The following is a 24,544-nucleotide window of genomic DNA, read 5'->3' on the forward strand; positions in this document are numbered from 1 at the left end:
GCCAAGTCCTGCCAGCCCTCTCCTATCGATCCGAACGGTGGAGGGCACGCGGCATGATCAAGTACAAGATCGACAACCGCACCCTGCAGTTGCTCAACGCCCAGGTCAACCTGACCGAAACCTTCAACCACGTCCTGCGAACAGCACCGAAACGTGAATGCCTGGCGTTTCGCCTCAAGGCTGAGCGCGGCACAGTGGAAAGCACTTTTGTCGTCGAACTGGGCAGCGAACGCCACACGCTGACCCTGCAGAACGACAAGAAGATGCACCTCAAACTCGCCGACTTCATCGAAGAGATTGCCAACGGTCCGTTCGACGCGAGCAACTCCAGCGACCTGGTGCATCGCCCGCATGCCGATCGTCAATACGGCCGTTTTGATGTCCAGGACAAGCAGCGCGTGTTCGAACTGGTGCACACCGGCGGCGTGCTGAGCCTCGACATGGGTTTTGAACTTCCTCTTCATGTGGCACTGCATCGCACCCAATCACGCCGGGGCGTCACCGCCATCTTGAGCATCGGCAACAAGAGCCCGCATACGCGTTGCTTCACCCTGTACGACCCCGATGCCGAGATCTACGCAAAGCTCATTGAGTCCATCAACCACCTTACTGCAGCGGCCACTCCTGCTGCGCATGCTGCTTGAGGAACCGTTTATGGAACGCACCCTAGCCCAAGCAGCCACTCAACTCGGCCTCACTCGCCCCAAACTGATCGCTCTCATGCGGGAGAAAGGTTTGCTCAAGGGAAACCTGCCGGCAGATCTAAAGCGCGACAAGGTGTACCTGCGGGTCAAGGACAGCCCCTGGTATGACGAGAAACACGGAATGCAGTACAGCCAGTCGACTCGGGTGAAGCAGGCCGGTATCCGTTGGCTGGCCGAGCAGTTGGACATCGATCTTCCTGCCATCCCGGCAGATCGCCGTGACGTGGCCTAGGGAGTACGCCCGCCAGATCATTGCCATGCGCACACGTGAGGAGCGCAACGCCGCGCTCCTCGAAGTGCCCGAACATCTGCGCGAGCTGACCAGACGCCACTGCCTGAACGCTTGGAACCACCCGGCACGACAACAACGCAAGGAGGCTCGACAAAGCCATGAGTAACGCTGCACAGAACCCGCTCCGCCTGCATCCGGCGCCCGAATCGGCCACCGTCGAACTTCTCTATCGAATCTTCGGTGACGTCCTGATCCCGCTGGAAAAAGTCCGCGAGCAGTACTTTCGCAATCTCAACGAGCAGTCGTTTGTGACGGAGATCAACAGCGGCCGGATCCAGCTTCCGATCACCACGCTGGACACCAGCCGCAAGGCGCTGAAGTACGCGCACATCCGCCACGTCGCCTCGCTGATCGACATCCGCGCCTACAAAGCGGATGAAGAAATGCAGCGACAGCACGACGGCCAACGCACTGTTGCCCCCGCACAACTGACGGCTGTCACCACCAGCCAACGACAATCCCAGGAGCACACCACATGATGACCCCAATACAAATCGGTGCACTCGTCACCCTGATAGTTCTGGCCGCCCTGCTGCTCTGGGGCGGTTACATCATGGGCCGCAGCGATGGCCTGGAGACAGGCCTGCACGAGGGTGAAGACATCCAGCGCGCCGCAAGCGCCAAAACCATCCGCGAACTCCAGGCCTCCCTGCAGTTCATCCGGGCCGATCACACGCGCTTGGTACACACCTGCAAACGATTTGAAGCAGGTCCGCTCTTCGGCCCGGCCGAGCACCAGACGCTGGTCGATATCGGCGAGCTGCTGCGGATCGCCGCCGAGACCTTCAGCGCCTTTCGTACCGGCAAGAAGCTCGAGCGTGATGCCCGATCGCTGCGCGAACAGGCGCTTGCAATGGCTGCGCAGCTGTACCCAGGAACCCAAGGCGGCAAGGCCGCAATGCAAGCGCATTCGAAGCGCTCTGCATTTCCTAGCAAGGAGCCAGCATGAGTATTCAATTTCTTAGCCATGAGCAAGTCTGCGAACTGACCGGAGCTAAAACTAAAGCCGGTCAGATTATGGTGCTGAAGCGCAATGGCATTCGCCATACCATCAAGCGCAACGGCTGGCCTTGCGTGATTGCGTCCGCATTGACAGGAGCAACTACCAACGCGGCAGAAACTCCAACGTGGCAGCCGCGCCTGGTGGGATGAATGGGACGAAGACCAACAAAGCCGGGGAGCATTCCTCGCCTGCGCGAGAGAAAACGCGGCAACACAACCTATTACCTTTACGACACTGGCGGGAAACCACGCAAGGAAATCCCGCTAGGTACGGATTACGGCCTGGCCATCTTAGAGTACGCAAAGCTCGAAAAAAGCCGCGTCTCTCAAGCCCTGACACAAACCGTACTTACCTTTGCTTACGTAGCCGAGCTTTATATGAATGAGGTGGTTCCCACAAAAGCCCACGCCACCCAAAAAGACAACGCGCGCGAACTCAAAAACCTTCTTCTTTTCTTCAACGACCCGCCCGCCCCTCTAGAAGCTATCGAACCGAAACATGTCAGCCAGTACCTTCGTCATCGTGGCAAGACAGCACCTATTCGCGCGAATCGGGAGAAGGCATTACTCAGCTCCATCTGGAACTTTGCTCGCGAGAATGGCTATACATCCTTGGCAAATCCTTGCTCAGGCGTGAAAGGCAATAAAGAAACCGGTCGCGACATATATGTTGAAGACGACGTACTTGCGAGAGCCTACCGACATGCCGATCAGCCATTGAGGGACGCTTTGGACCTGTTCTACCTAACAGGCCAGAGGATCGCAGACACATTGAAGATGGATGAGCGAGACATAAAAGACGGAAAGCTCTCCGTTCAGCAAGGCAAGACCGGGGCTAAACGAAGGATCGAGATCATTGGTGAGCTCAAAGTCGTAATCGATCGAATCATGACACGAAAGGCTGGACACAAAATCAGATCAACACGTCTGGTAGTAATCGACTCTGGGCAGCCAATGACGACCAGCATGCTCAGAAAGCGGTTTGATGACGCCAGGGAAGCAGCCGGAATTCCAAAAGCAGAATTTCAGATGCGCGACCTAAGAGCAAAAGCGGCGACGGATAAGGAGGAGTCAACAGGGAGCATCCGAGAAGCTAGGGACCAGCTAGGACATACAACCGTTGGGATGACAGAACAGTACATCCGAATGCGCAAGGGTATGAAGGTTACCCCTACGAAGTGACTGACGGTCACGAATTGCGGAAAAGATTTTTTGATTGCGGAAAAAAGAACTAAGGGCTTGCATGAGGTATGTCATGCAAGCCCTTGATATTCATGGTGCCCGAAGCCGGAATCGAACCGGCACGCCCTTACGAGCGGGGGATTTTAAGTCCCATGCGTCTACCAGTTTCGCCATTCGGGCGGTAGCGCGGTGTAGTGCTCAAAGCAGTCGATCAGCAAACCTGACAGCGTTAAGCCTTGTTAAGCAGAGCGGGAAATATATACATCACGTCCCGGTGAAGCAAGTTCACAGTGGTTGATTTCAAGACTAAATCTTGCAGCGCACTGGAAATAAAAAAGCTCCGTAAATCATGGATCTACGGAGCTTGTTTATAGTGGAGGCCGAGGTCGGAATCGAACCGGCGTAGGCGGATTTGCAATCCGCTGCATAACCATTTTGCTACTCGGCCTCAAACGATCGCTGTTTAGTAGCACCACAACAACCGCGTACAAACTTGGAGCGGGAAACGAGACTCGAACTCGCGACCCCGACCTTGGCAAGGTCGTGCTCTACCAACTGAGCTATTCCCGCTTGGTGTGGCGCATTCTATAGATTTCAGAAGCCCCGTCAACCCTTTGATTCAAAAAAGTTTTATTTCTTTTCAACGTCGGTTTTCAGATGCGGCCAGGCGGCCCGCAAGTATTGAACCATCGACCACAACGTCAGGCCTGCCGAGATCATCAACAAGGCATAACCCAGCAAGACCCAGAAACTGAAGTCTCTTGGATTGGCCAGCAGGATCACCAGCGCCAGCATCTGCGCTGCAGTTTTCCACTTGCCGAGATTGGACACCGCTACATGAGCGCGGGCACCGAGTTCTGCCATCCACTCACGCAAGGCCGAGACGACAATCTCACGGCCAATGATGACGGCTGCGGGAAGTGTCAGCCACAAATTGCCGTGTTCCTGAACCAGCAATACCAAAGCGACAGCCACCATCAGCTTGTCGGCAACCGGATCGAGAAAGGCTCCGAACGGCGTGCTTTGTTCCAGGCGACGAGCCAGATAGCCGTCGAGCCAGTCAGTGGCCGCCGCAAAGGCGAACACCGAGGCAGAGGCCATGTAGCTCCACTGATAAGGCAGGTAAAACAGCAAAATGAAGATCGGGATGAGCAGGACGCGTAGAACGGTAATCAGATTCGGGATATTCATCGGCACAACTGGCTACGAGGTGAGTTGGCATTCTACTCGCTATGCAGGTTTGCATAAATCGACTCTGCGAGCTTTTTACTGATCCCCGGTGCTTTGGCGATCTCTTCGATGCTTGCACGAGACAGCTCCTGCAATCCACCAAAATGTTTCAACAAGTCACGACGCCGGGTCGGCCCTACGCCTGCAACGCCTTCCAGCGTCGACGTGCGGCGGGTTTTGCCGCGTCGCGCACGGTGGCCGGTGATCGCGAAGCGGTGTGCCTCGTCACGAATCTGCTGGATCAGGTGCAGCGCGGGTGAGTCGCCACGCAAAGTGAACTCATGGGCGGCATCATTAAGATACAAAGTTTCGAACCCTGCCTTGCGGGTTGCGCCCTTGGCCACACCCAGCAGGATCAGATCCGGTACTGCCAATTCGTTGAGCACGTCGCGGGCCATCGACAATTGTCCCTTGCCGCCGTCCACCAGCAAAATATCCGGCAGCTTGCCCTCCCCGTCTTTCAGTTTGCTGAAGCGCCGGGTCAGGGCCTGGTGCATGGCCGCATAGTCATCGCCCGCTGTGACGCCCTCGATGTTGTAACGACGATAGTCGGATTTGATCGCACCTTCCGGACCGAACACGACACAAGAGGCGACAGTCGCCTCGCCACTGGAGTGGCTGATGTCATAGCATTCAAGGCGCTGCGGTGGTTCATCCAGGTTCAGTACTTCTGCCAGCGCGTCGAAGCGCGCAGCCGTATGTTGACGGTTGGCCAGGCGTGCGCCCAGCGCTTGCTCGGCATTGGTGACCGCCAACTGCTGCCAGCGCGCCCGCGTGCCACGCACCCGGTGGCTGATGCTCAGCTCGCGACCGCGCAACTCATGGATGGCGTCGATCAGGGCCGTGGCGTCTTCGGGCACCACGTTGACGATCAGTTCGCTCGGCAGGTCGCGCTCCGGGCTGCTGATATAGTACTGGCCGAGAAACGCCGCCATGACTTCGGCGACCTCCTCTTCAATACCCACCTGTGGAAAGAAGTTTTTGCTGCCCAGCACTCGCCCGCCACGCACGCTGATCAAATGAACGCACGCGCCGCCCGGGTTGACGAAGGCTGCGATGACATCGATGTCACCCGTACCGCCTTCCATGCTTTGCTGATCCTGGACCCGACGCAGCAAGGCAATCTGGTCACGCAACTCGGCGGCGCGTTCGAACTCGAGATTGATCGCCGCCTCTTCCATCGCCGTTGACAGCTCATTGGTCAGCGCGTGACTGCGCCCTTCAAGAAACATCACCGAGTGACGCACATCCTCGGCATAAACTTCCGGTTCAACCAGGCCGACACAAGGTGCCTTGCAGCGTTTGATCTGATATTGAAGACAAGGGCGCGTACGGTTCTTGTAGTAACTGTCCTCACACTGCCGGACGAAAAAGGTCTTTTGCAGCAGGCTGAGGCTTTCGCGAATGGCCCCGGCGCTCGGATATGGGCCGAAATACTTGCCCTTCGCCTTCTTCGCGCCACGATGGATGCTCAGCCGTGGGAACTGGCCGTCAGACAGAAATACATAGGGATAAGACTTATCGTCGCGCAACAGAATGTTGTACGGCGGCCGCCACTCCTTGATCAGCGTCTGTTCAAGCAGCAACGCCTCGGTTTCATTGGCGGTAATGGTCGTTTCGACCTGTGCGATGCGCCCCACCAGAGCAGCGGTCTTCGGCGCCAGCCCGGTCTTGCGGAAATAGCTGGCAAGTCGCTTCTTGAGGTTCTTGGCCTTGCCGACATACAGCAGGCGTGCCTCGCTGTCGAACATGCGATAGACGCCGGGACGCCCACTGACAGTCGCCAGGAAGGCGCCGGAATCGAATATTTCACTCATGATCAGGCGCTGGCATCAACCATGCCGTGGCGCACGGCCAACAACGTCAACTCGACATCGCTGCTGATCGACAGTTTTTCGAAGATCCGGTAGCGATAGGTATTAACGGTTTTCGGCGACAGACAGAGCTTGTCGGAGATGATCTGCACCTTCTGGCAGCCGACAATCATCAACGCGATCTGGATTTCCCGTTCGGACAAGGCATCGAACGGTGAGTCATTGGTCGGCTGGAACGATTTGATCGCCAGTTGCTGGGCAATCTGCGGACTGATGTAACGCTGGCCGGCAAACACCAGGCGGATGGCCTGAACCATCTCCGGCAGACCCGCGCCCTTGGTCAGGTAGCCGGCGGCACCGGCCTGCAACAGACGTGTAGGGAATGGATCCTCCTCACACACCGTGACAGCGACAACCTTGATGTCCGGATGACTGCGCAACAGCTTGCGCGTGGCCTCGAGACCACCGATACCGGGCATCTTGACGTCCATCAGGACCACATCGGGTTTCAACTCACGGGCCTTGATCAGGGATTCTTCCCCGGACTCGGCCTGTCCAACCACCTGCAAGCCATCGATATCGGCCAGCATCCGTGTAATGCCTGTACGAACGAGATCATGGTCATCGACCACTAGCACCCTAATCAAGCAGACACCTCGCGATATGGTCTTATTGGGATGCCGGACACCTTAGCAAAAAGTGCCAGACAGACCTAGCGGCAAGCGTCATTTAAAAAGTTTCAATTCATCATCGAAGGCTTGCTGGCCGTGGGTTTCAGAGCACAGGTGTACCGAAATCGAGCTGCATCCTCAGGAAACACTCGTCCTCGCCACACACATGCAAGCCTTTTCTCTTATACAGGCTTTGCGCAGGATTATTTTTGAATACGGTCAGACGCAGCGCCGGCAGTCCGTCAGCGCGGGCCATGGCGATAACCTGATCAATCGCCCAGGATCCAGCACCCTGCCTGCGAAACGCCTCGCCTATTTGCAGCTCGCGGAGATACAACGCCCGGCGATCCCGACTGAGGCTGAAAAATCCCACAGGAACTTCGCCAAGCATCATCAGCCAATTGTCCCGTCCATCCCAGGCAACCTCGAACGCTTGGTCCTGCCACAGCAGATCGTGGCCAATGTAATAGCGCAGCATGTTCTGGCACGTCAGCTCTCGGGCAAATACCCGATCAGCCAGTTCGGCGCGACGCAAATGGTAGGTCATTGCCCCGCCACCACCGGAACTACCCGCCCCTGCCATGCGCCGGCATCACGTCGCGCAACGACCAACAGTTCACCAGGCCCTGGCGCGGCGGCAACCAGCGTGCCGTCTTCAGACCAGACGGCACTGCGACCCGCCGATTGCCATCCACCCGTGAGCCCGGCGTGATTGGCCATCAGAACCGCCATCGAGTGCTTTTGTGCATAGCCCTGCAATATCGCGCTATCCACGCCATAACCTTTTTCGCCAATCAGCACGCCTGCTGCGTACAGGTCGGCGCCAGCAACGGCAGCCGCTGCCGCGTGGCTGGCGTGGGTAAAATCAGCGCAGACCGCCAGCGCGACGGTATCGCCGCCTATGCGCAAGGACGAACCACCAGCACCTGTGGCATAGAAAAGCTCTTCGCCACTGTGCAGATGTTGTTTGCTGTAAACCTCAAGAGAACCATCCCTGCCTAACGTCAGCGCGCCGATCAATACCTTCGAACTGTCCTTATGGCGAATCGGCATCCCGACCACCGCAATGAGACCCAGCTCGCGCGCGCAATCACGCAAGGGTTGCAGCACCGAATCCTGCGGATCGATTGCCATGTCTGCAGCCATCTGGCCTTCATAACCAGTCAGCGACAGCTCCGGAAACACCAGCAGTTCGACGCCCTGCTCCGCCGCCACGGCCATGAAGCGCAAATGACGGGCGATGTTCGCCGCCAGATCACCGGCAACGGAGAACGATTGAGCTGCAGCGATGGTGAACGTTGACATTATTCATCCTTGGGATTTTGCCAAATACGCAGTGTGTCACAACGCCTGCGGCACTCAAGCAATAGGAAATGTCATGTAAGCGCGATAGCAATTTCTGATTGCTCAGGCGCATGGGCCTCTAGTAAGCTCGGCGCACTTATTGGAGACAAACCATGTTCAACGCCCTCTCACAGCTTCGTTCCGCCAGCGCCTTGCGCTCGGTTGCGGCTGCCCGGGCGAATGACGCTTGTGCTCCTGCCAGCTTTTATTTTGGGTATTGGTTTAGCCACTGGCGCGCCTGATACCCAAACGGCGCCCATGAAAACGGGTCGCCTACCAGAGAATTCTCACCCCCGGTCGGCCTCCCGACCGGGGGTTTTGTTTTTTCAGGCCCCAACTTTTTCAGCAACACACCAGACACTTTGAGGAATCACGACATGAACTACGCCACTTATTACCGTTACGACACTTTTAGCGCCTGGCGATTTAGCAGCCTCCGCTCGGGACAGCCTGCCGCCTCCGATCGGTCACCCACAGGTGGCAAGCACACACACGCAGCCAATACGGCCAATTGTCGAACACCCCAGTAGGGCCGAGTGAGCGGGAAGCACCCGCCACCAGCCCAGGAATCCTGAATATGAACTCGTCTGTTTCTGCTCTGCCACTGTCCACCCTCGATTCTGCCAACGAAGCGCTGACCCTGCGTCTGCCCAGCTCGTTGCAACTCAAACAGCAATTGCCCCTGAGCAATGCCCTCGCCCAGCAAGTCGCAGCCCACCGCCAGGCGGTCCGCGCGATTCTCAATGGCGAAGACCATCGCCTGCTGGTCGTCGTCGGCCCTTGCTCGATTCATGACCCGCGCTCCGCACTCGAATACGCCGAAAAGCTTTCCCGCCTCGCACATCAAGTCAGCGACGAGATGCTGCTGGTGATGCGCGCCTACGTCGAAAAACCACGCACCACCGTCGGCTGGAAAGGTCTGGCCTACGACCCGCACCTGGATGGCAGCGACGACATGGCTGCCGGCCTGACCCTGTCGCGCGAATTGATGATCGAGATGATCCGCCTGGGCTTGCCTGTCGCTACCGAACTCCTGCAGCCCATGGCTGCCGGTTACTTCGACGACCTGCTCAGTTGGGTTGCCATCGGTGCACGCACCACCGAATCGCAGATCCACCGGGAAATGGCCAGTGGTCTGAACATGCCCGTCGGCTTCAAGAACGGCACTGACGGCGGCGTCTCTGTAGCCGTCGATGCCATGCGCTCAGCAGCCCACCCGCATCGACACTTTGGTGTCGACAGCCAGGGGCACCCGGCGATCATTCAGACCCCGGGCAATCCCGACACGCATATGGTGCTGCGTGGTGGCCATCACGGCCCGAACTACGATCACGAAAGCATTGCCCGGGGCCGTGCCGACTTGAAACGCCTGAAGATTCCGGCGCGGATCATGGTTGACTGCAGTCACGCCAACAGCGGCAAGGATCCTCTGCGCCAGCCCGAGGTGTTCAATGCGGTGCTCGAACAACGACTGCTGGGGGATCGTTCCTTGATCGGGATGATGATTGAGTCCCACCTGTTCGAAGGCTGCCAGCCTTTAGGCCCTGCCCTGCGTTACGGCGTGTCGGTGACCGATGGTTGCCTTGGGTTCAATGCGACAGAGCTGTTGCTGTCGAGCGCAGCCGAACGTCTTCGAGCCTGTTGATCGGAACAGCCTTTGCGGAATTGTCAAAATCCCGCAAAGGCTGGATCGTCGTTCAGCTTTCACCACAGGTTATGCCCGCACCCGAATACGGGTCACCTCAGAGGCCTGGCTGACATCATCCAGCCGCTCCACCGAATACGACACCTGCACCACAGTTTCCCGATGCTCTCGCCAGAAACGGTGAGGCACAATGAATACCACGGGCTGACCTGCGGTTTCCCGGGTGATATCCCGATCATCGCGATGACTGAAATACTCACCATCACATTTCAAGTAAACCAGCTCCCCCTCCTCAGCCTGGGCATTGTCGATCACTACGGTAATGCCATCCTCGGCATCCACTACCTCCAGCTCGCCATCTTGCGCCTCCAATACCTGCGGAGCTGCGAGATCACCTCGCATCAATGGTGCGATCAGAACGCGCAGGTTTGCAGACTGCCTTACCTGAGCCGAGCCTGACTCCACCCGGTAGCTGACGCTGACCTCGTGCATGCGATGTGGGGCGATGCAATGCGCGGGTATCCAGAAAGACAGCGCTTCGCCCACAGCAAACTGTTCCACGTGCAATACATCATTGATGACCGGCAGTCCGTCATCACCTTGCCAGGACAGGATGACCCGGTCCCCGACAGCCATCCGGGCGTAAGGTCGCACGATCACGCCAGTCCCTTGCGGAACACGGTCCGGATCAAGCGTCCCACCCACCGTCTCTTCAAGGATTGGCGCCAGCAGATCGGGTTCCGGATCGCCCACATCCAGCTGCAAGCGCCTGGATGACAGCGGCTCCGGCAGCGCGACGCTGTACAGCGTCCAGAAAACCTCCAGTGAGCCACGCTCCAGCGTAGCTATGTGCAATCCCTTCACGACAAAGACAAGTTCCTGCCCCACCTGGCCTTCACTGACCGTGCGAGTGATTTCGTGGATGTAGGACAAACCTTCGTCATCCAGCCCTTGCCAGTGCAGCACAAGTTTGTCGCCGCACACCATGTTCGGGTAAGGCGCAACCCTGACGAATGCCTGGTTCAGTGAGGGATCAAGCATTCCGCCCTCCATAACCTCAAGCATCGGTGCAGGCAGCGACGAGACTGGAGCGGGTACCGGTGCAGACGCAGGTCGATAGCAGAACTCGAAGTTCTCGCCGTCCACCTTCAAACTCAGAAAACCGCGTCCACCGGAGTCATCCGCTACAGGAGACGTAACTGACGCGGTCGCCACAGAGGTGTCGCCATTGACTTCGTATATAGACATTCAGTAGCTCCATTCCTTGGATAAAACGCCGCCATGAAGACAACGTCGAACGAACTCCATTGAACACCATCCAGCCATCGCCAGAAGTCAGCACAATGCCTTCCATCGGCGGGGTAAGTGCACCGCATGACGTAGGCATACGAAGCAGAATCAAGCGATACCGCTCAAAAGATTGCCAGATGTTCCGACTACCCCCTCAAGCAGAAGCGAATATTCGTACCGCTTTTATTCCAGTTTCCTTTCAGTACCGAGGAGCTTTCAGACATCGCCGACCCGCAGGCCTGTTTTACAGTGGCACGCACCAACCACTGACAAGCATCTGCAGAAAGAGGCAGAAACATGCAACGGAATGCGACAACCCGCTACCCCATCCTATTGGTCCATGGCCTGTTCGGGTTTGACCGTATCGGCCATTTCGAGCTTTTTCATGATGTCAAGCAAGCGCTGAGGGAAGCAGGCGGCCAAGTGTTTGTGCCGCAGCTGTCTGCGACCCATGACAACGAAGTACGCGGCCAGCAATTGATGTTTCAGATCGAAAGCGTTCTGCGAGGAACCGGAGCCGGCAAGGTCAACCTGATCGGGCATAGCCAGGGCGCGCTGGCGTGCCGTTACGCCGCTGCGCTGGCGCCAGAGAAAGTCGCCTCGGTCACGTCGGTAAGTGGCCCCAATCACGGTTCGGAACTGGCTGACGCCTTACGCCTGGCCCTGATACCGGGTGGCCTGCCGGAGCACGTGGCGGAGCACGCTGCAACACAGTTTGCCCGCCTCCTCTCGCTGCTCAGCGGGCAACCGGGACTGCCGCAGAACGCTGTCGCCGCACTCAGTGCCCTGACGACCGCAGGTGTTGGGCAATTCAACAGAAAGTACCCGCAAGGTCTGCCTTCCAGCTGGGGCGGCCAGGGTGCGGAGCGGGTCAATGACGTTCACTACTATTCCTGGAGCGGCACGCTGCAGGACAACTTATTGCAGGCACTTGATCCGGTGCATATCGTCTGCCGGGGATTATCAGAGCATTTTGTCGCAGAGACCGGACAAAATGATGGTTTCGTGGGACGCTTCAGTTCCCATCTGGGCCGGGTCATCCGTTCCGACTATCCTTTCAGCCACCTGGGCAGTCTGCGTCGCCCCGACGGAGTGAAAAAAACCGGCCAGGATCCCGTCGCTCTGTATGTCGAGCACGCTGCACGCTTGCGGGCTGCGCACCTGTAAACGTGCGCCAATGCGCCGAGCGGAACTTTGCCGAGAAATCGCTTACTGATTCCGGTAGGCTCCACACTTTACTGAAATAGATTGGAGATTTTCCCCATGGCTAAAGCCACTGCCCGCCACATCCTGGTTTCCAGCGAAGACAAGTGCAACGAACTCAAGGCCCAGATCGAAGGCGGTGCTGATTTCGCCGAAGTCGCCAAGGCCAACTCCACCTGCCCGTCCAGCCGTCAGGGCGGCGACCTGGGTTCGTTCGGTCCTGGCCAGATGGTCAAGGAATTCGACACCGTGGTCTTCAGCGCGCCGATCAACGTCGTGCAAGGCCCGGTGAAGACCCAGTTCGGTTATCACTTGCTCGAAGTCACCAGCCGCCAGGACTGATCCGTCGCCTGATTGCTGCCCCAACGGCCCGCCTTCTGGTGGGCCGTTGTGTTTTGGTTACAGGTTACGGCTGGCGACTGACGCGCCGCTCGCGTACAAATTGCGCTTATCGATCACCCGGCTTAAGGCTGACAATGCGACTGGCTTTCCCTTCTCTGCTGTTCACTGCCGTGGCCCTGCTGTTGGGCGCCGCCGGCGTGGACGCCACTCCGCAACACGCGTTGACCGTCTATGGCGAACCGGCCAAATACCCGGCCGGCTTCAGCCACTTCGACTACACCAACCCGCAGGCGCCCAAGGGCGGCACCATGCGCCGCTCGGCGATTGAGATCGGGCATTTCGATCACATCCTGCCTTATATCGATAAGGGCATCGGCGTCACCCAGATTGACGGCATGCTCTATTCGCCGCTGGCCCAGCGTTCGATGGACGAGCCTTACACCGTCTATGGCCTGGTGGCACAAAAAATGGAACGCGCGGAGGACGGCCTGTCCCTGCGTTTCTTCATCAACCCCCAGGCGCGTTTCGCCGACGGCAAGCCGATCACAGCCGAAGACGTGCGCTACACCTATGACTTGCTGATGACCCAGGGCAGCCTGCGCTATCGCACGCAGTTCGCCGATGTCAAAGGTGTCGAAGTGGAAGCGCCGCTGACCGTGCGCTTCGACTTCAAGAGCAACGAGAACCGCACCTTGCCGCTGGACATCGCCACCCTGCCGGTGTTTCCCGAGCATTGGTGGAAAACCCGCGACTTCGCCGGTGGCGGCGGCTATGAACCGCCGCTGGGCAGCGGCCCGTATCGGGTGGGCAAGGTCGACTCCGGGCGCAGCATCACATTCGAGCGCAACCCCGACTGGTGGGGCAAGGACCTGCCGGTCAGTCGCGGCCTGTACAACTTCGATCACTTCAGCATCGAGTATTTCGGCGACACCGATGTCGCACGTCAGGTGCTGCGCGGCGGCGCCTATGATTACAACCGCGAGTTTTCCGCCACCGGCTATTCGATCGGTTACGACAGCCCGGCGCTGAGTGACGGCCGCTTGCAGAAAGCCCACCTGGCCACCGAGGCCCCACAATCGGCGCAGGGCTTCGTGTTCAACCTGCAGAAACCGATGTTTCAGGATCGTCGGGTGCGTCAGGCACTGGCGATGCTCTGGGATTTCGAGTGGAGCAACCGGCAGATGATGCGCAACATGTACATCCGCCAGCAGAGCTATTTCTCCAACACCGCCCTGGCCGCCCGCGAGCTGCCGGATGCGGCGGAGCTGAAAATCCTTGAGCCGCTGCGCGGGCAGGTTCCCGACGAGGTATTCACCCAGGTCTTCGAGGCGCCGAAAACCGATGGCAGCGGGCTGATCCGCGACAAGCAACTGCAAGCCCTGGAACTGCTCGAACAGGCCGGCTGGAAACCCGAGGGCGACCAACTGGTCAACGCCGAAGGCGAACCGTTGAGTTTCACCTTTCTGGTCAGCCAGAACGGCATGGATCGCCTGCTCCTGCCTTACAAACGCACGCTGAAACAGATCGGCATCGATCTGAATATCCGCCGCATTGACTCCTCGCAATACGTCAATCGCCTGATGAGCCGCGACTACGACATGATCGTCACCGGCTACCCGGTCAGCACATCTCCTGGTGGCGAATTGCTCAACTACTTCGGCTCGATTTCGGCCAACGACCCCGGCGCCAACAACTACATGGTGCTGAAGAATCCCGCGGTCGACACCTTGATCAACGGCCTGATCCGCGCCTCGACCCAGAGTGACATGCTGCACTACGCCCACGCGCTGGATCGGGTGTTGCAATGGAACTACTACTGGATTCCCAACTATTACCCGCCGGGCACCTCCACCGTCTGGTGGAATCGGTTCGGCATGCCGGCGACACAAGCCAGCAATGACGAAGCCATCGAGAGCTGGTGGGAAATCAGCAGCACGCCGCTGACCAACCAGCAGATGACCGCCGAAAAAATCGGTCGTGGCAGACCCGGAGGACCGCACTGATGTGGGCTTACATTCTGCGGCGCCTGCTGCTGATCATTCCGACCTTGGTGATCATCCTGCTGGTGAATTTCGTGATCATCCAGGCGGCCCCCGGCGGCCCGGTCGAACAGGCCATCGCCCATCTGCAAGGCATCGGCGGAGCGAGTGTCGGTGGCAGTTCCAGCGAAACCATGAGCAGCACTTCGCGTGCCAGCCGTGGCCTCGACCCGCAGCTGATCAAGGACATCGAAAAACAGTACGGTTTCGACAAGCCGGCGCATGAACGCCTGTGGCTGATGCTGAAGAACTACGCGCAGCTGGACTTCGGCAAAAGCTTTTTCCGCGGCGCCACCGTCACCGATCTGATTCTGGAAAAAATGCCGGTGACCATTTCCCTCGGCCTGTGGGCGACGCTGATCACCTATCTGGTGTCGATCCCGCTGGGCATTCGCAAGGCCGTGCATCACGGCAGCCACTTCGATATCTGGAGCAGCACCGCGATCATCATCGGCTATGCGATGCCGGCGTTTCTGTTTGCGATGTTTCTGATCGTGGTGTTTGCCGGCGGCACCTCGCTGAACTGGTTTCCGGTGCGCGGGCTGGTTTCGGACAACTTCGAATCGCTGTCGACCCTGGGCAAGATCGCCGATTACTTCTGGCATCTGGTGTTGCCGGTGACGGCACTGGTGATTGGCGGCTTCGCCACGCTGACGATTCTCACCAAGAACTCGTTCCTCAATGAAATCACCCGCCAGTACGTGGTCACCGCCCGCGCCAAAGGCCTGAGCGAGCGCCGCGTGCTCTACGGTCACGTGTTTCGCAACGCGATGCTGCTGGTGGTCTCGGGGATCCCCCAGGCATTCATCAGTGTGTTCTTTGCCGGCTCGCTGCTGATCGAAGTGATCTTCTCCCTCGACGGCCTCGGCCGCATGAGTTACGAAGCGGCGGTTTCCCGGGACTACCCGGTCGTATTCGGTTCGCTGTTCATCTTCACCCTGTTCGGACTCTTGATAAAACTGATCGGAGACCTGTGCTACACCTTGGTCGATCCGCGTATCGACTTCGCCGCGAGGAACGCCTGATGTTCAAGCTCTCGCCCCTGGGCCAACGCCGTTTCGCACGCTTCAAGAAAAACCGCCGAGGCTGGTGGTCGCTGTGGCTGTTCATCGGACTGTTCGTGGTAACGCTGGGCGGTGAACTGATCGCCAACGACAAACCGTTGGTGGTCAGCTATCAGGGCCAGCTCTACTTCCCGGTGTTCAAGCGTTACACCGAGCAGGAATTTGGCGGCCAGCTGCCGTTCCAGGCCGATTATCGCAGTGATTACGTGCAGAACCTGATCCGCAAGGACGGTGGCTGGCTGCTGTTTCCGCCGATTCCGTTCAGCGACGACACGCCCAATTACGACCTCAACCAACCGGCACCGAGCCCACCCTCGAAGGTCAACTGGCTGGGCACTGACGATCAAGCGCGCGATGTGTTGGCGCGGGTGATTTTCGGTGCCCGGGTGTCGATCCTGTTTGCCTTGATGCTGACCGCCATCAGTGCACTGATCGGGATTGCCGCCGGCGCCCTGCAAGGCTATTACGGCGGCTGGGTCGATTTGCTCGGGCAACGCCTGCTGGAAGTCTGGACCGGGTTACCGGTGTTGTACCTGCTGATTATCCTGTCGGGTTTCGTCGAGCCGAATTTCTGGTGGCTGCTGGGGATCATGGCGCTGTTTTCCTGGCTGGCGCTGGTGGATGTGGTGCGCGCCGAGTTCCTGCGCGGGCGCAACCTGGAATACGTCAAAGCCGCTCGTGCCCTGGGCCTGAGCGACCGCAAGGTGATTGTCCGGCACATCCTGCCCAATGCGATGAACGCAACGCTGAGTTACCTGCCGTTCATTCTGACCGGAGCGATTTCCACCCTCACCGCCCTCGACTTCCTCGGTTTCGGCATGCCCGCCGGCAGCGCTTCGCTGGGCGAACTGATCGGTCAGGGCAAACAGAACCTGCAAGCACCGTGGCTCGGGCTGACGGCGTTTTTCACCCTGGCGCTGATTCTTTCTTTACTGGTGTTCATCGGCGAAGCGTTACGCGACGCGTTCGACCCTCGATCCTGAAGTGTGACCATGACTGATAACCTGATCGAAATCCGTGACCTCAATGTCGCCTTCCATGGCCAGCCGGCGGTGCGCAACCTGTGCCTGGACATCCGTCCCGGTGAATGTCTGGCGCTGGTCGGGGAGTCGGGTTCGGGCAAGTCGGTGACCGCACATTCGATTCTGCAATTGCTCCCCGAAAGTGATGCGCAAACCACTGGCAGCATTCGCTATCGCGGCCAGGAACTGCTCGGTGCCGATCCGAAGGTGTTGCGCGAACTGCGTGGCAACCGGATCGCGATGATCTTCCAGGAGCCGATGACCTCGCTAAATCCGCTGCACACCATCGAAAAGCAGATCGGCGAGACGCTGCTGGTGCATCGCGGCCTGGGCGGTAAAGCGGCGCAACAACGCATTTTGGAACTGCTGGAACTGGTCGGCATTCAGAAGCCCAAAGAGCGCCTCAAAGCCTATCCGCATCAGCTGTCCGGTGGTCAGCGGCAACGGGTGATGATCGCCATGGCGCTGGCTTGCGAGCCGGAACTGCTGATCGCTGACGAGCCGACCACCGCGCTGGATGTGACGGTGCAGCGCAAGATCCTGCTGCTGCTCAAATCCTTGCAACAACGCTTGGGCATGTCGCTGCTGCTGATCAGTCACGACCTCAATCTGGTGCGCAGCATTGCGCAACGGGTGTGCGTGATGAAGGCGGGTGAAATCGTCGAGCAGGCACCGTGCGAAACCCTGTTTACCGAGCCAAAGCATCCTTACAGCTGTGTGTTGCTCAACGCCGAGCCGGAAGGCGAGGCCCTGCCCCGGGACGAGCGCGAGAACGTGCTGGAAGTCGATGATCTGCGGGTTGAGTTCATCGTCGGTGGCGGGCTGTTCCAGCGTAAGCAATACCTGCGTGCAGTGGACGGCATCAGCCTGAATATCCAGCGCGGCAAGACCCTGGGCATTGTCGGCGAATCCGGGTCAGGGAAATCGACCCTGGGCCAGGCGATTCTGCGGCTGCTCGACTCCGAGGGTAGCATTCGCTTTCAGGGCACCGCCCTTGATGGGCTCGATCAGAAGCAGTTGCGGCCGTGGCGTCGGCAGATGCAGGTGGTGTTTCAGGACCCGTTCGGCAGCCTAAGTCCACGGATGTCGGTGGCGCAAATCATCAGCGAAGGGCTGGAGGTGCATTGCCAGTCCAGCGCTGAAGAGTGCGATGCCCAGGTGATCCGCGTGCTCAAGGAAGTTGGCCTCGACCCGGAAAGCCGTCACCGCTACCCGCACGAGTTTTCCGGCGGTCAGCGCCAGCGCATCGCCATCGCCCGGGCGCTGGTGCTGAAACCGGCGCTGATCCTGCTCGACGAGCCGACCTCGGCACTGGATCGCACCGTACAGAAGCAGGTGGTCGCCCTGCTCCGCGACCTTCAGGAAAAACACGGCCTGACCTACCTGTTCATCAGCCACGACCTGGCGGTGGTGCGGGCGCTGGCGCATGACATGATCGTGATCAAGGACGGCAAAGTGGTTGAGCGCGGTGCCAGCCATGACGTGTTCGACTCACCGCAGCATCCTTACACCAAAGAGCTGTTGGCAGCGGCGCATCCGGGGTAGGCATAATCGGCGTTTGCCCTGATACCGGGTCGCAACATTCGCGAGCAGGCTCGCTCCCACAGAGGACCGCATTCCAAATGTGGGAGCGAGCTTGCTCGCGAAGAGGCTCGAACAGACAACCCAAACTCCGGATCAACTCACGCATGAACACCACCGAAAGCCTCAAGGACTACCAACGCGTGCGCACGCTGGCGATCCGCTCGCTGTTCGAGATCATCGAGCAGTCCAGCGAGGGCACGGTGATTGTCGATCGCGATGCCAACATCGTCTGGATGAACGAGCGCTATGCCCGGCGTTTTGGGCTGGAGTCGGCCAAAAAAGCTATCGGCAAACCCTGCGAAAGCGTGATCCCCGGCAGCCTGCTGCGTGAAGTGGTGCGTACCGGCCGCCCCATTCTGCTGGACATGCAGGACACGCCAAAAGAGCCGTTGGTGGTCATGCGCCTGCCGATCCACGACGATGCCGGGGCGGTGATCGGCGCCATCGGTTTTGCTCTGTTCGACGAATTGCGCAGCCTGTCACCAATGCTCAAGCGCTACCTGAGCATGCAGGAAGAACTGGCTTCGACCCGCTCGCTGCTGCGGGCGCGGCAGACCAAATACAACTTCGCCCATTTCATCGGTACCAGCAGCGCCAGCCTCGACGTCAAACGCCGCGCCCGCCGCAGTGCCAGCACCGAATCTCCCGTGTTGCTGCTCGGCGAAACCGGCACCGGCAAGGAGTTGCTGGCTCAAGCGATTCACAGCGCTTCGCCCCGGGCGCACAAGGCGTTCGTCAGCATCAACAGCGCGGCGATTCCCGAAGCGCTACTGGAAGCCGAGTTCTTCGGCACTGCGCCTGGCGCGTTTACCGGCGCTGATCGCAAGGGGCGTACCGGCAAGTTGCAGATTGCTCAGGGCGGGACGCTGTTTCTCGACGAGATTGGCGACATGCCGTTGCCGCTGCAAAGCAAACTGCTGCGGGTGTTGCAGGAAAAGGAATTCGAACCGGTTGGCTCCAACGACGTGATCCAGAGCGATGTGCGGGTGATCGCGGCGACGTCGACCGATCTGCAAGCGGCGATCAAGCGCGGTGAGTTCCGCGCCGACCTGTATTACCGCCTTAACGTGCTGCCGATCCAGGTTCCGCCGCTGCGCGAGCGTCTCGACGATCTGCCGGCGCTCAGCGAAGCGATCCTTGAAGAGTTGCGCAGCCAGCACGAGCTAAGCCGTACAGCGCTGGATCTGCTCGGGCAACATGCGTGGCCGGGCAACATCCGCGAGTTGCGCAACGTGCTGGAGCGCGCAGCGCTGCTCAGCGATGACCTGATCCTCACCGAGGAGGATATTCGCGCGGCCGTTGGCGCCTTTACTCCGGTTGAGCGCCCATCGGTGCCGACGCTGGAGCCGTTGGCGGAAGAGACTTTTGCCCAGGCGCGGCAGCGGTTTGAGCGGCAGTTGATCCAGTCTGCCCTTGCACAATGTGCCGGCAAGGTGCCGGAGGCAGCTGCTCGGCTGGGGTTGGGGCGGTCGACGTTGTACAAGAAGATGCTGGCCTTGGGCATCGCCGAGTCTCAATAAAGAGATTTAGTCTCGCTAGCGAGATATTCACTTCAAGATCAAAAGATCGCAGCCTTCGGCAGCTCCTACACGGAATTTCCGTATTAACCCCGTAGAAGCTGCCGAAGGCTGCGATCTTTTCGCCTCTAAAAAGTCTCACTATCGAGATATTGCCTCGAACAGCTGATCGCAAAACCCGATAAAACCCTTATATTTCAACAGGTTGAATATCTGGCACAGATCTCGCTAAAGCCTCTCCCGCACCCGCAACACCCACAAAAATAACAATCCCTGGAGACACTCCATGAGTGTGATCATTGCCTTGGCAGCCCTTGCGCTGCTGATGCTTGCCGCCTACCGTGGCTACAGCGTCATCCTCTTCGCCCCGATTGCCGCCCTCGGCGCTGTCCTGCTCACCGATCCTTCCGCCGTCGCCCCTGCCTTCACCGGGGTGTTCATGGAGAAAATGGTCGGTTTCATCAAACTGTATTTCCCGGTGTTCCTGCTCGGCGCCGTGTTCGGCAAGTTGATCGAATTGTCGGGGTTCTCCCGTTCGATCGTGGCCGCAGCGATTCGCTTGCTCGGCACCCGTCAGGCGATGCTGGTGATCGTGCTGGTCTGCGCCCTGCTCACCTACGGCGGCGTGTCGTTGTTCGTGGTGGTGTTTGCGGTGTATCCGTTTGCCGCGGAAATGTTCCGCCAGAGCAACATCCCCAAGCGCCTGATCCCGGCGACTATCGCCCTTGGCGCGTTCTCGTTCACCATGGACGCCCTGCCCGGTACGCCGCAGATTCAGAACATCATTCCCAGCACGTTCTTCAACACCACCGCATGGGCCGCGCCGTGGTTGGGCGTGATCGGCACGATTTTCGTGTTCTGCGCGGGAATGCTGTTCCTGCAGCGCCAACGCAACAAGGCCCAGCGCGCCGGTGAAGGCTATGGCACCGAACTGCGTAACGAACCGGAAACCGCCGAAGACCTGAAACTGCCGAACCCTTGGATCGCCCTCTCACCGCTGCTGGCGGTGGGCATCATGAACCTGCTGTTCACCCAGTGGATTCCGCAGTGGTACGGCAAGACCCACAGCCTCGCGCTGCCCGGCATGGCCACGCCGGTAACCACGGAAATCGCCAAGCTCACCGCGATCTGGGCGGTGCAGGCGGCATTGCTGATCGGCATCCTGATGGTGCTGGTGTTCGGCTTCAAGGCGATCCGCAGCAAACTCGCCGAAGGCAGCAAAAGTGCGGTCAGCGGCGCATTGCTGGCGGCGATGAATACCGCCTCGGAATACGGTTTCGGTGCGGTAATCGCCTCGTTGCCGGGGTTCCTGGTGCTGGCCGACTGGCTCAAGCAAATCCCCAATCCACTGGTCAACGAAGCCATCACCGTGACCCTGTTGGCGGGCATCACCGGGTCGGCGTCGGGTGGCATGAGCATTGCGCTGGCGGCGATGTCCGAGCAGTTCATCGCCGCGGCGCACGCGGCGAACATTCCGCTGGACGTGCTGCACCGCGTGGCCGCGATGGCCAGCGGCGGCATGGACACCCTGCCGCACAACGGCGCGGTGATCACCTTGCTGGCGGTAACTGGCCTGACCCACCGCGAAGCCTACAAAGACATTTTCTGTATTACGCTGATCAAGACCCTGGCGGTCTTCGTAGTGATCGGTACTTTCTACGCCACTGGCATTGTGTGAGGTATTCATGACGACTCTTTCGGGCAAGACTGCACTGGTTACCGGTTCCACCAGCGGCATCGGTCTGGGCATCGCCCTGAGCCTGGCCAAGGCCGGCGCCAACCTGATTCTCAACGGTTTCGGTGATGCGTCGAGCGTGATCGCCGAGGTCGGCCAGTTCGGCGGCAAGGTCGGTCACCACCCGGCGGACGTCAGCGATCCGGCGCAGATTGCCGACATGATCGCTTACGCCGAACGCGAATTCGGCGGCGTCGACATTCTGGTCAACAACGCCGGGATTCAGCACGTGGCGGCCGTGGAGGAGTTTCCGGTGGAGCGCTGGGATTCAATCATCGCGATCAACTTGTCCTCGGTGTTTCACAGCACCCGCCTCAGCCTGCCGGGCATGCGCACCAAGGGTTGGGGGCGGATCGTCAACATTGCCTCGGTACACGGTCAGGTCGGCTCGACCGGCAAGGCTGCGTATGTGGCGGCCAAGCATGGGGTGATTGGTTTGACCAAAGTGGTTGGCCTCGAGACAGCCACCAGCAACGTCACCTGCAACGCGATCTGCCCCGGCTGGGTGTTGACGCCGCTGGTGCAGAAGCAGATCGATGATCGCGCTGCCAAAGGGGTCGATCCGCAGCAGGCGCAGCATGATTTGCTGGCGGAGAAACAGCCGTCGCTGGAGTTCGTCACACCGCAGCATCTGGGGGAACTGGTGTTGTTTCTGTGCAGCGAGGCTGGCAGCCAGGTGCGGGGAGCTGCGTGGAATATTGATGGGGGGTGGTTGGCGCAGTAAACGACGCAAGCCGCCTGTGGCGAGGGAGCTTGCTCCCGCTGGGTGGCGAAGCCGCCCCCGAGAATTTACGACTGCTGCGCAGCCGATCGGGAGCAAGCTCCCTCGCCACAGAATTAAGTGCTGCACGCTGACCTGTGTGCTTGAACAACAAAACAAGAGGCAAACCAATGTCCGACCTCCTCTGGCAACCCGATGCCGAGCGTATCGCCCAATCGCGCATGGATCAGTTCCGCCGCGATATCAATCAGCGTCATGGCCTGGCACTGAGCAGCTACACCGACCTGCACCGCTGGAGCGTGGATCAGCGCGAAGCGTTCTGGCAGGCGATCGTCGACTTCTTCGATATCCGCTTTCACACCCAACCCGACGCTATCCTGCGTGAAGGCCCGCAGATGCCCAGTGCCGAATGGTTTCCCGGCGCGACCCTGAACTTTGCCGAACACCTGTTGCGCCGTCGTGACGATGCGGTCGCGGTGATCGCCGTGGCGGAAAACGGTCAGCGCGAGCAATTGACCTGGGCCGAACTGGCCGAACACGTCGCCGGTTTTCAGGCCAGCCTGCAAGCCGCCGGTGTTGGCCTCGGCGACCGGGTGGCCGCGTGCATGCCCAACACCTGGCAGACCCTGGTAGCGATGCTCGCGACCACCAGCCTCGGGGCGATCTGGTCGTGCTCGTCGCCAGACTTCGGCACCCACGGCGTGATCGACCGTTTCGGCCAGATCGAACCCAAAGTGTTGATCACATGCGCAGGCTACCGTTACGCCGGCAAAAACATTGATCAAACCACCAAGGTCAACGAAATCCTCGCGCAACTGCCATCGCTGCAGCAATTGATCATCGTGCCCTACGCTCGCGCGCAGGCCCGTGCCGAGGATTTCCACACCCGTGCCAACGTGACGTTGTGGAACGATTTCTACCAACCCGGCGGCGACCCGCGGTTTGTCCCGGTGCCGTTCAATCATCCGTTGTACGTGCTGTATTCCAGCGGCACCACCGGCGTCCCCAAATGCATCGTGCACAGCACCGGCGGCGTGCTGCTGCAACATGCCAAGGAGCATGGGCTGCACGTCGATCTCGGCCCCGGTGACCGCTTGTTCTACTACACCACTTGCGGCTGGATGATGTGGAACTGGCTGGTCTCGGCCCTCGCGGTCGGCAGCGCGGTGGTGCTGTATGACGGCTCGCCGTTTCACCCCGGCCATGAGCGACTGCTGGATCTGATCGACGACGAGCGCATCAGCGTGTTCGGCACCAGCCCCAAGTTTCTCGCGACACTGGAAAGCAGCGGCATCAAGCCTGCACACAGCCATGATCTGAGCAGTCTCAAAACGCTGCTCTGCACCGGCTCCGCGCTGTCGCCGCAGAGCTACGATTTCGTCTACCGCGACTTCAAGCGCGACGTGTGCCTGGCATCGATGTCCGGCGGCACCGATGTGGTCTCGTGTTTCGTCAACGGAAATCCGCTGTCGCCCGTGCGCCGCGGCGAAATCATGGGCAAGAGCCTGGGCATGGCGGTTGAAGTGTGGAACGACGCCGGCGTTGCAGTGGTCGGCGAAAAAGGTGAACTGGTCTGCACCCGGCACTTCCCGGCCATGCCCGTCGGTCTGTGGCACGACCCTGACGGCGAAAAGCTGCGCAAATCCTATTTCAGCCTGTTCCCCGGCGTCTGGGCCCAGGGCGATTACGCCGAACAATTGCCCCACGGCGGGATGCTGATCCATGGCCGCTCCGACGCCGTGCTCAACCCCGGCGGCGTGCGCATCGGTACGGCGGAAATCTATCGTCAGGTCGAGAAAGTCCCGCAGGTGCTGGACAGCGTGGCGATCGGGCAGCAATGGCAGGACGATGTGCGCGTGGTGCTGTTTGTGCGTGTGCAGGATGGCGTGACGCTGGATGACGCCCTGCAACAGCAGATCCGCCAGGTGATCCGCGCCAACACCACACCGCGCCATGTGCCGGCGAAGATCGTTGCTGTGAGCGATATTCCGCGCACCATCAGTGGCAAAGTGGTCGAACTTGCCGTGCGCAATGTGGTGCATGGCGAACCGGTGAAGAATACTGATGCGCTGGCCAATCCTGAAGCGCTGGAGCAGTTTCGCAATCGCCCGGAGCTGTCGGACTAAACGCTCCCACAGGGGTG

At 59.5% G+C, this 24,544-nt stretch carries 24 protein-coding genes and 3 tRNA genes; 18 read left to right on the forward strand and 9 right to left on the reverse strand.

Features of this window, described 5'->3' with window-relative positions:
• Positions 1-53 precede the first annotated feature (53 nt).
• From ACTJKS_RS19190 to ACTJKS_RS19220, 7 genes are read left to right on the forward strand one after another with little or no spacing between them, the layout of a single operon-like run.
• Entirely contained in the window at positions 54-644 is a 591-nt protein-coding gene (locus ACTJKS_RS19190; protein WP_440828972.1) for a hypothetical protein, read from the forward strand.
• Positions 645-654: 10 nt separating this feature from the next.
• A complete protein-coding gene (locus ACTJKS_RS19195; protein WP_440828973.1) occupies positions 655-936 on the forward strand; it encodes a phage antirepressor KilAC domain-containing protein in 282 nt (93 codons plus the stop codon).
• A 25-nt stretch (positions 937-961) separates the two neighbouring features.
• The gene (locus tag ACTJKS_RS19200; RefSeq protein ID WP_440828974.1) at positions 962-1,102 is read left to right on the forward strand and encodes a hypothetical protein; all 141 of its coding nucleotides are present in this window, start codon (positions 962-964) and stop codon (positions 1,100-1,102) included.
• Complete coding sequence (locus tag ACTJKS_RS19205; protein WP_440828975.1) at positions 1,095-1,475, forward strand: pyocin activator PrtN family protein; 381 nt, start codon at positions 1,095-1,097, stop codon at positions 1,473-1,475. Before ACTJKS_RS19200 ends, ACTJKS_RS19205 begins: the two co-directional genes overlap by 8 nt.
• Positions 1,472-1,945: a hypothetical protein gene (locus tag ACTJKS_RS19210; protein WP_440828976.1), complete on the forward strand. Its 474-nt coding sequence runs from the start codon at positions 1,472-1,474 to the stop codon at positions 1,943-1,945. The genes ACTJKS_RS19205 and ACTJKS_RS19210 overlap by 4 nt, the downstream gene beginning before the upstream one ends.
• Positions 1,942-2,148 carry a DUF4224 domain-containing protein gene (locus ACTJKS_RS19215; protein WP_008080161.1) on the forward strand — a complete coding sequence of 69 codons (207 nt, stop codon included), beginning with the start codon at positions 1,942-1,944 and terminating at the stop codon, positions 2,146-2,148. The genes ACTJKS_RS19210 and ACTJKS_RS19215 overlap by 4 nt, the downstream gene beginning before the upstream one ends.
• The gene (locus ACTJKS_RS19220) at positions 2,149-3,180 is read left to right on the forward strand and encodes a site-specific integrase (RefSeq protein ID WP_056785472.1); all 1,032 of its coding nucleotides are present in this window, start codon (positions 2,149-2,151) and stop codon (positions 3,178-3,180) included.
• Between the two features lie 93 nt (positions 3,181-3,273).
• Here ACTJKS_RS19220 and ACTJKS_RS19225 read toward each other — a convergent pair.
• From ACTJKS_RS19225 to ACTJKS_RS19260, 8 genes are all read right to left on the reverse strand, one after another.
• A tRNA-Leu gene (locus ACTJKS_RS19225) sits at positions 3,274-3,360 on the reverse strand.
• Between the two features lie 194 nt (positions 3,361-3,554).
• A tRNA-Cys gene (locus ACTJKS_RS19230) sits at positions 3,555-3,628 on the reverse strand.
• A 46-nt stretch (positions 3,629-3,674) separates the two neighbouring features.
• A tRNA-Gly gene (locus ACTJKS_RS19235) sits at positions 3,675-3,750 on the reverse strand.
• A 60-nt stretch (positions 3,751-3,810) separates the two neighbouring features.
• The gene (pgsA, locus tag ACTJKS_RS19240) at positions 3,811-4,371 is read right to left on the reverse strand and encodes a CDP-diacylglycerol--glycerol-3-phosphate 3-phosphatidyltransferase (protein ID WP_003225417.1); all 561 of its coding nucleotides are present in this window, start codon (positions 4,369-4,371) and stop codon (positions 3,811-3,813) included.
• A 32-nt stretch (positions 4,372-4,403) separates the two neighbouring features.
• Positions 4,404-6,227, reverse strand: a complete 1,824-nt coding sequence (uvrC, locus tag ACTJKS_RS19245; protein WP_108182824.1) for an excinuclease ABC subunit UvrC — start codon at positions 6,225-6,227, stop codon at positions 4,404-4,406.
• A gap of 2 nt (positions 6,228-6,229) precedes the next feature.
• Positions 6,230-6,871: a response regulator transcription factor GacA gene (gene gacA / locus ACTJKS_RS19250; protein ID WP_024012761.1), complete on the reverse strand. Its 642-nt coding sequence runs from the start codon at positions 6,869-6,871 to the stop codon at positions 6,230-6,232.
• Between the two features lie 127 nt (positions 6,872-6,998).
• Positions 6,999-7,442, reverse strand: coding sequence for a GNAT family N-acetyltransferase (locus tag ACTJKS_RS19255; RefSeq protein ID WP_108182825.1), 444 nt, complete (start codon positions 7,440-7,442; stop codon positions 6,999-7,001).
• The gene (locus tag ACTJKS_RS19260; protein ID WP_041064533.1) at positions 7,439-8,200 is read right to left on the reverse strand and encodes a carbon-nitrogen hydrolase family protein; all 762 of its coding nucleotides are present in this window, start codon (positions 8,198-8,200) and stop codon (positions 7,439-7,441) included. The genes ACTJKS_RS19255 and ACTJKS_RS19260 overlap by 4 nt, the downstream gene beginning before the upstream one ends.
• A 616-nt stretch (positions 8,201-8,816) precedes the next feature.
• On the opposite strand from ACTJKS_RS19260, the gene ACTJKS_RS19265 reads away from it, so the two are divergent.
• Positions 8,817-9,884: a 3-deoxy-7-phosphoheptulonate synthase gene (locus ACTJKS_RS19265; RefSeq protein ID WP_262947914.1), complete on the forward strand. Its 1,068-nt coding sequence runs from the start codon at positions 8,817-8,819 to the stop codon at positions 9,882-9,884.
• A 69-nt stretch (positions 9,885-9,953) separates the two neighbouring features.
• On the opposite strand, the gene ACTJKS_RS19270 is transcribed toward ACTJKS_RS19265, so the two are convergent.
• A complete protein-coding gene (locus ACTJKS_RS19270; RefSeq protein ID WP_108182826.1) occupies positions 9,954-11,132 on the reverse strand; it encodes a hypothetical protein in 1,179 nt (392 codons plus the stop codon).
• 339 nt (positions 11,133-11,471) lie between these two features.
• Between ACTJKS_RS19270 and ACTJKS_RS19275 the strand changes: the two genes are divergently transcribed.
• From ACTJKS_RS19275 to ACTJKS_RS19320, 10 genes are all read left to right on the forward strand, one after another.
• The gene (locus ACTJKS_RS19275; RefSeq protein WP_108182827.1) at positions 11,472-12,341 is read left to right on the forward strand and encodes a lipase family alpha/beta hydrolase; all 870 of its coding nucleotides are present in this window, start codon (positions 11,472-11,474) and stop codon (positions 12,339-12,341) included.
• Between the two features lie 96 nt (positions 12,342-12,437).
• Complete coding sequence (locus ACTJKS_RS19280; RefSeq protein ID WP_007912303.1) at positions 12,438-12,719, forward strand: peptidylprolyl isomerase; 282 nt, start codon at positions 12,438-12,440, stop codon at positions 12,717-12,719.
• Between the two features lie 134 nt (positions 12,720-12,853).
• Entirely contained in the window at positions 12,854-14,722 is a 1,869-nt protein-coding gene (locus ACTJKS_RS19285) for an extracellular solute-binding protein (protein ID WP_108182828.1), read from the forward strand.
• On the forward strand, positions 14,722-15,783 hold the full coding sequence (locus tag ACTJKS_RS19290) for a microcin C ABC transporter permease YejB (RefSeq protein ID WP_003225430.1): 1,062 nt from the start codon (positions 14,722-14,724) through the stop codon (positions 15,781-15,783). The genes ACTJKS_RS19285 and ACTJKS_RS19290 overlap by 1 nt, the downstream gene beginning before the upstream one ends.
• Complete coding sequence (locus tag ACTJKS_RS19295) at positions 15,783-16,805, forward strand: ABC transporter permease (protein ID WP_108182829.1); 1,023 nt, start codon at positions 15,783-15,785, stop codon at positions 16,803-16,805. Before ACTJKS_RS19290 ends, ACTJKS_RS19295 begins: the two co-directional genes overlap by 1 nt.
• A 9-nt stretch (positions 16,806-16,814) precedes the next feature.
• Positions 16,815-18,389, forward strand: coding sequence for an ABC transporter ATP-binding protein (locus ACTJKS_RS19300; RefSeq protein WP_108182830.1), 1,575 nt, complete (start codon positions 16,815-16,817; stop codon positions 18,387-18,389).
• A 143-nt stretch (positions 18,390-18,532) separates the two neighbouring features.
• Positions 18,533-19,948, forward strand: coding sequence for a sigma-54 interaction domain-containing protein (locus tag ACTJKS_RS19305; protein ID WP_108182831.1), 1,416 nt, complete (start codon positions 18,533-18,535; stop codon positions 19,946-19,948).
• 283 nt (positions 19,949-20,231) lie between these two features.
• Positions 20,232-21,623 carry a GntP family permease gene (locus ACTJKS_RS19310; protein ID WP_108182832.1) on the forward strand — a complete coding sequence of 464 codons (1,392 nt, stop codon included), beginning with the start codon at positions 20,232-20,234 and terminating at the stop codon, positions 21,621-21,623.
• Between the two features lie 7 nt (positions 21,624-21,630).
• On the forward strand, positions 21,631-22,404 hold the full coding sequence (gene hbdH, locus ACTJKS_RS19315) for a 3-hydroxybutyrate dehydrogenase (protein WP_041064562.1): 774 nt from the start codon (positions 21,631-21,633) through the stop codon (positions 22,402-22,404).
• A gap of 167 nt (positions 22,405-22,571) precedes the next feature.
• A complete protein-coding gene (locus ACTJKS_RS19320) occupies positions 22,572-24,527 on the forward strand; it encodes an acetoacetate--CoA ligase (RefSeq protein WP_108182833.1) in 1,956 nt (651 codons plus the stop codon).
• Positions 24,528-24,544 lie beyond the last annotated feature (17 nt).

The organism is Pseudomonas sp. 22189 (genome assembly GCF_052045635.1).
Taxonomy (GTDB): domain Bacteria; phylum Pseudomonadota; class Gammaproteobacteria; order Pseudomonadales; family Pseudomonadaceae; genus Aquipseudomonas; species Aquipseudomonas parakoreensis.

What these genes read in the sequence shown, in the direction of transcription:
- ACTJKS_RS19190 (WP_440828972.1), top strand. Translation starts at nt 54, where the DNA reads ATGATCAAGTACAAGATCGACAACCGCACCCTGCAGTTGCTCAACGCC.
- ACTJKS_RS19195 (WP_440828973.1), top strand. Translation starts at nt 655, where the DNA reads ATGGAACGCACCCTAGCCCAAGCAGCCACTCAACTCGGCCTCACTCGC.
- ACTJKS_RS19200 (WP_440828974.1), top strand. Translation starts at nt 962, where the DNA reads ATGCGCACACGTGAGGAGCGCAACGCCGCGCTCCTCGAAGTGCCCGAA.
- ACTJKS_RS19205 (WP_440828975.1), top strand. Translation starts at nt 1,095, where the DNA reads ATGAGTAACGCTGCACAGAACCCGCTCCGCCTGCATCCGGCGCCCGAA.
- ACTJKS_RS19210 (WP_440828976.1), top strand. Translation starts at nt 1,472, where the DNA reads ATGATGACCCCAATACAAATCGGTGCACTCGTCACCCTGATAGTTCTG.
- ACTJKS_RS19215 (WP_008080161.1), top strand. Translation starts at nt 1,942, where the DNA reads ATGAGTATTCAATTTCTTAGCCATGAGCAAGTCTGCGAACTGACCGGA.
- ACTJKS_RS19220 (WP_056785472.1), top strand. Translation starts at nt 2,149, where the DNA reads ATGGGACGAAGACCAACAAAGCCGGGGAGCATTCCTCGCCTGCGCGAG.
- pgsA (WP_003225417.1), bottom strand. Translation starts at nt 4,371, where the DNA reads ATGAATATCCCGAATCTGATTACCGTTCTACGCGTCCTGCTCATCCCG.
- uvrC (WP_108182824.1), bottom strand. Translation starts at nt 6,227, where the DNA reads ATGAGTGAAATATTCGATTCCGGCGCCTTCCTGGCGACTGTCAGTGGG.
- ACTJKS_RS19255 (WP_108182825.1), bottom strand. Translation starts at nt 7,442, where the DNA reads ATGACCTACCATTTGCGTCGCGCCGAACTGGCTGATCGGGTATTTGCC.
- ACTJKS_RS19260 (WP_041064533.1), bottom strand. Translation starts at nt 8,200, where the DNA reads ATGTCAACGTTCACCATCGCTGCAGCTCAATCGTTCTCCGTTGCCGGT.
- ACTJKS_RS19265 (WP_262947914.1), top strand. Translation starts at nt 8,817, where the DNA reads ATGAACTCGTCTGTTTCTGCTCTGCCACTGTCCACCCTCGATTCTGCC.
- ACTJKS_RS19270 (WP_108182826.1), bottom strand. Translation starts at nt 11,132, where the DNA reads ATGTCTATATACGAAGTCAATGGCGACACCTCTGTGGCGACCGCGTCA.
- ACTJKS_RS19275 (WP_108182827.1), top strand. Translation starts at nt 11,472, where the DNA reads ATGCAACGGAATGCGACAACCCGCTACCCCATCCTATTGGTCCATGGC.
- ACTJKS_RS19280 (WP_007912303.1), top strand. Translation starts at nt 12,438, where the DNA reads ATGGCTAAAGCCACTGCCCGCCACATCCTGGTTTCCAGCGAAGACAAG.
- ACTJKS_RS19285 (WP_108182828.1), top strand. Translation starts at nt 12,854, where the DNA reads ATGCGACTGGCTTTCCCTTCTCTGCTGTTCACTGCCGTGGCCCTGCTG.
- ACTJKS_RS19290 (WP_003225430.1), top strand. Translation starts at nt 14,722, where the DNA reads ATGTGGGCTTACATTCTGCGGCGCCTGCTGCTGATCATTCCGACCTTG.
- ACTJKS_RS19295 (WP_108182829.1), top strand. Translation starts at nt 15,783, where the DNA reads ATGTTCAAGCTCTCGCCCCTGGGCCAACGCCGTTTCGCACGCTTCAAG.
- ACTJKS_RS19300 (WP_108182830.1), top strand. Translation starts at nt 16,815, where the DNA reads ATGACTGATAACCTGATCGAAATCCGTGACCTCAATGTCGCCTTCCAT.
- ACTJKS_RS19305 (WP_108182831.1), top strand. Translation starts at nt 18,533, where the DNA reads ATGAACACCACCGAAAGCCTCAAGGACTACCAACGCGTGCGCACGCTG.
- ACTJKS_RS19310 (WP_108182832.1), top strand. Translation starts at nt 20,232, where the DNA reads ATGAGTGTGATCATTGCCTTGGCAGCCCTTGCGCTGCTGATGCTTGCC.
- hbdH (WP_041064562.1), top strand. Translation starts at nt 21,631, where the DNA reads ATGACGACTCTTTCGGGCAAGACTGCACTGGTTACCGGTTCCACCAGC.
- ACTJKS_RS19320 (WP_108182833.1), top strand. Translation starts at nt 22,572, where the DNA reads ATGTCCGACCTCCTCTGGCAACCCGATGCCGAGCGTATCGCCCAATCG.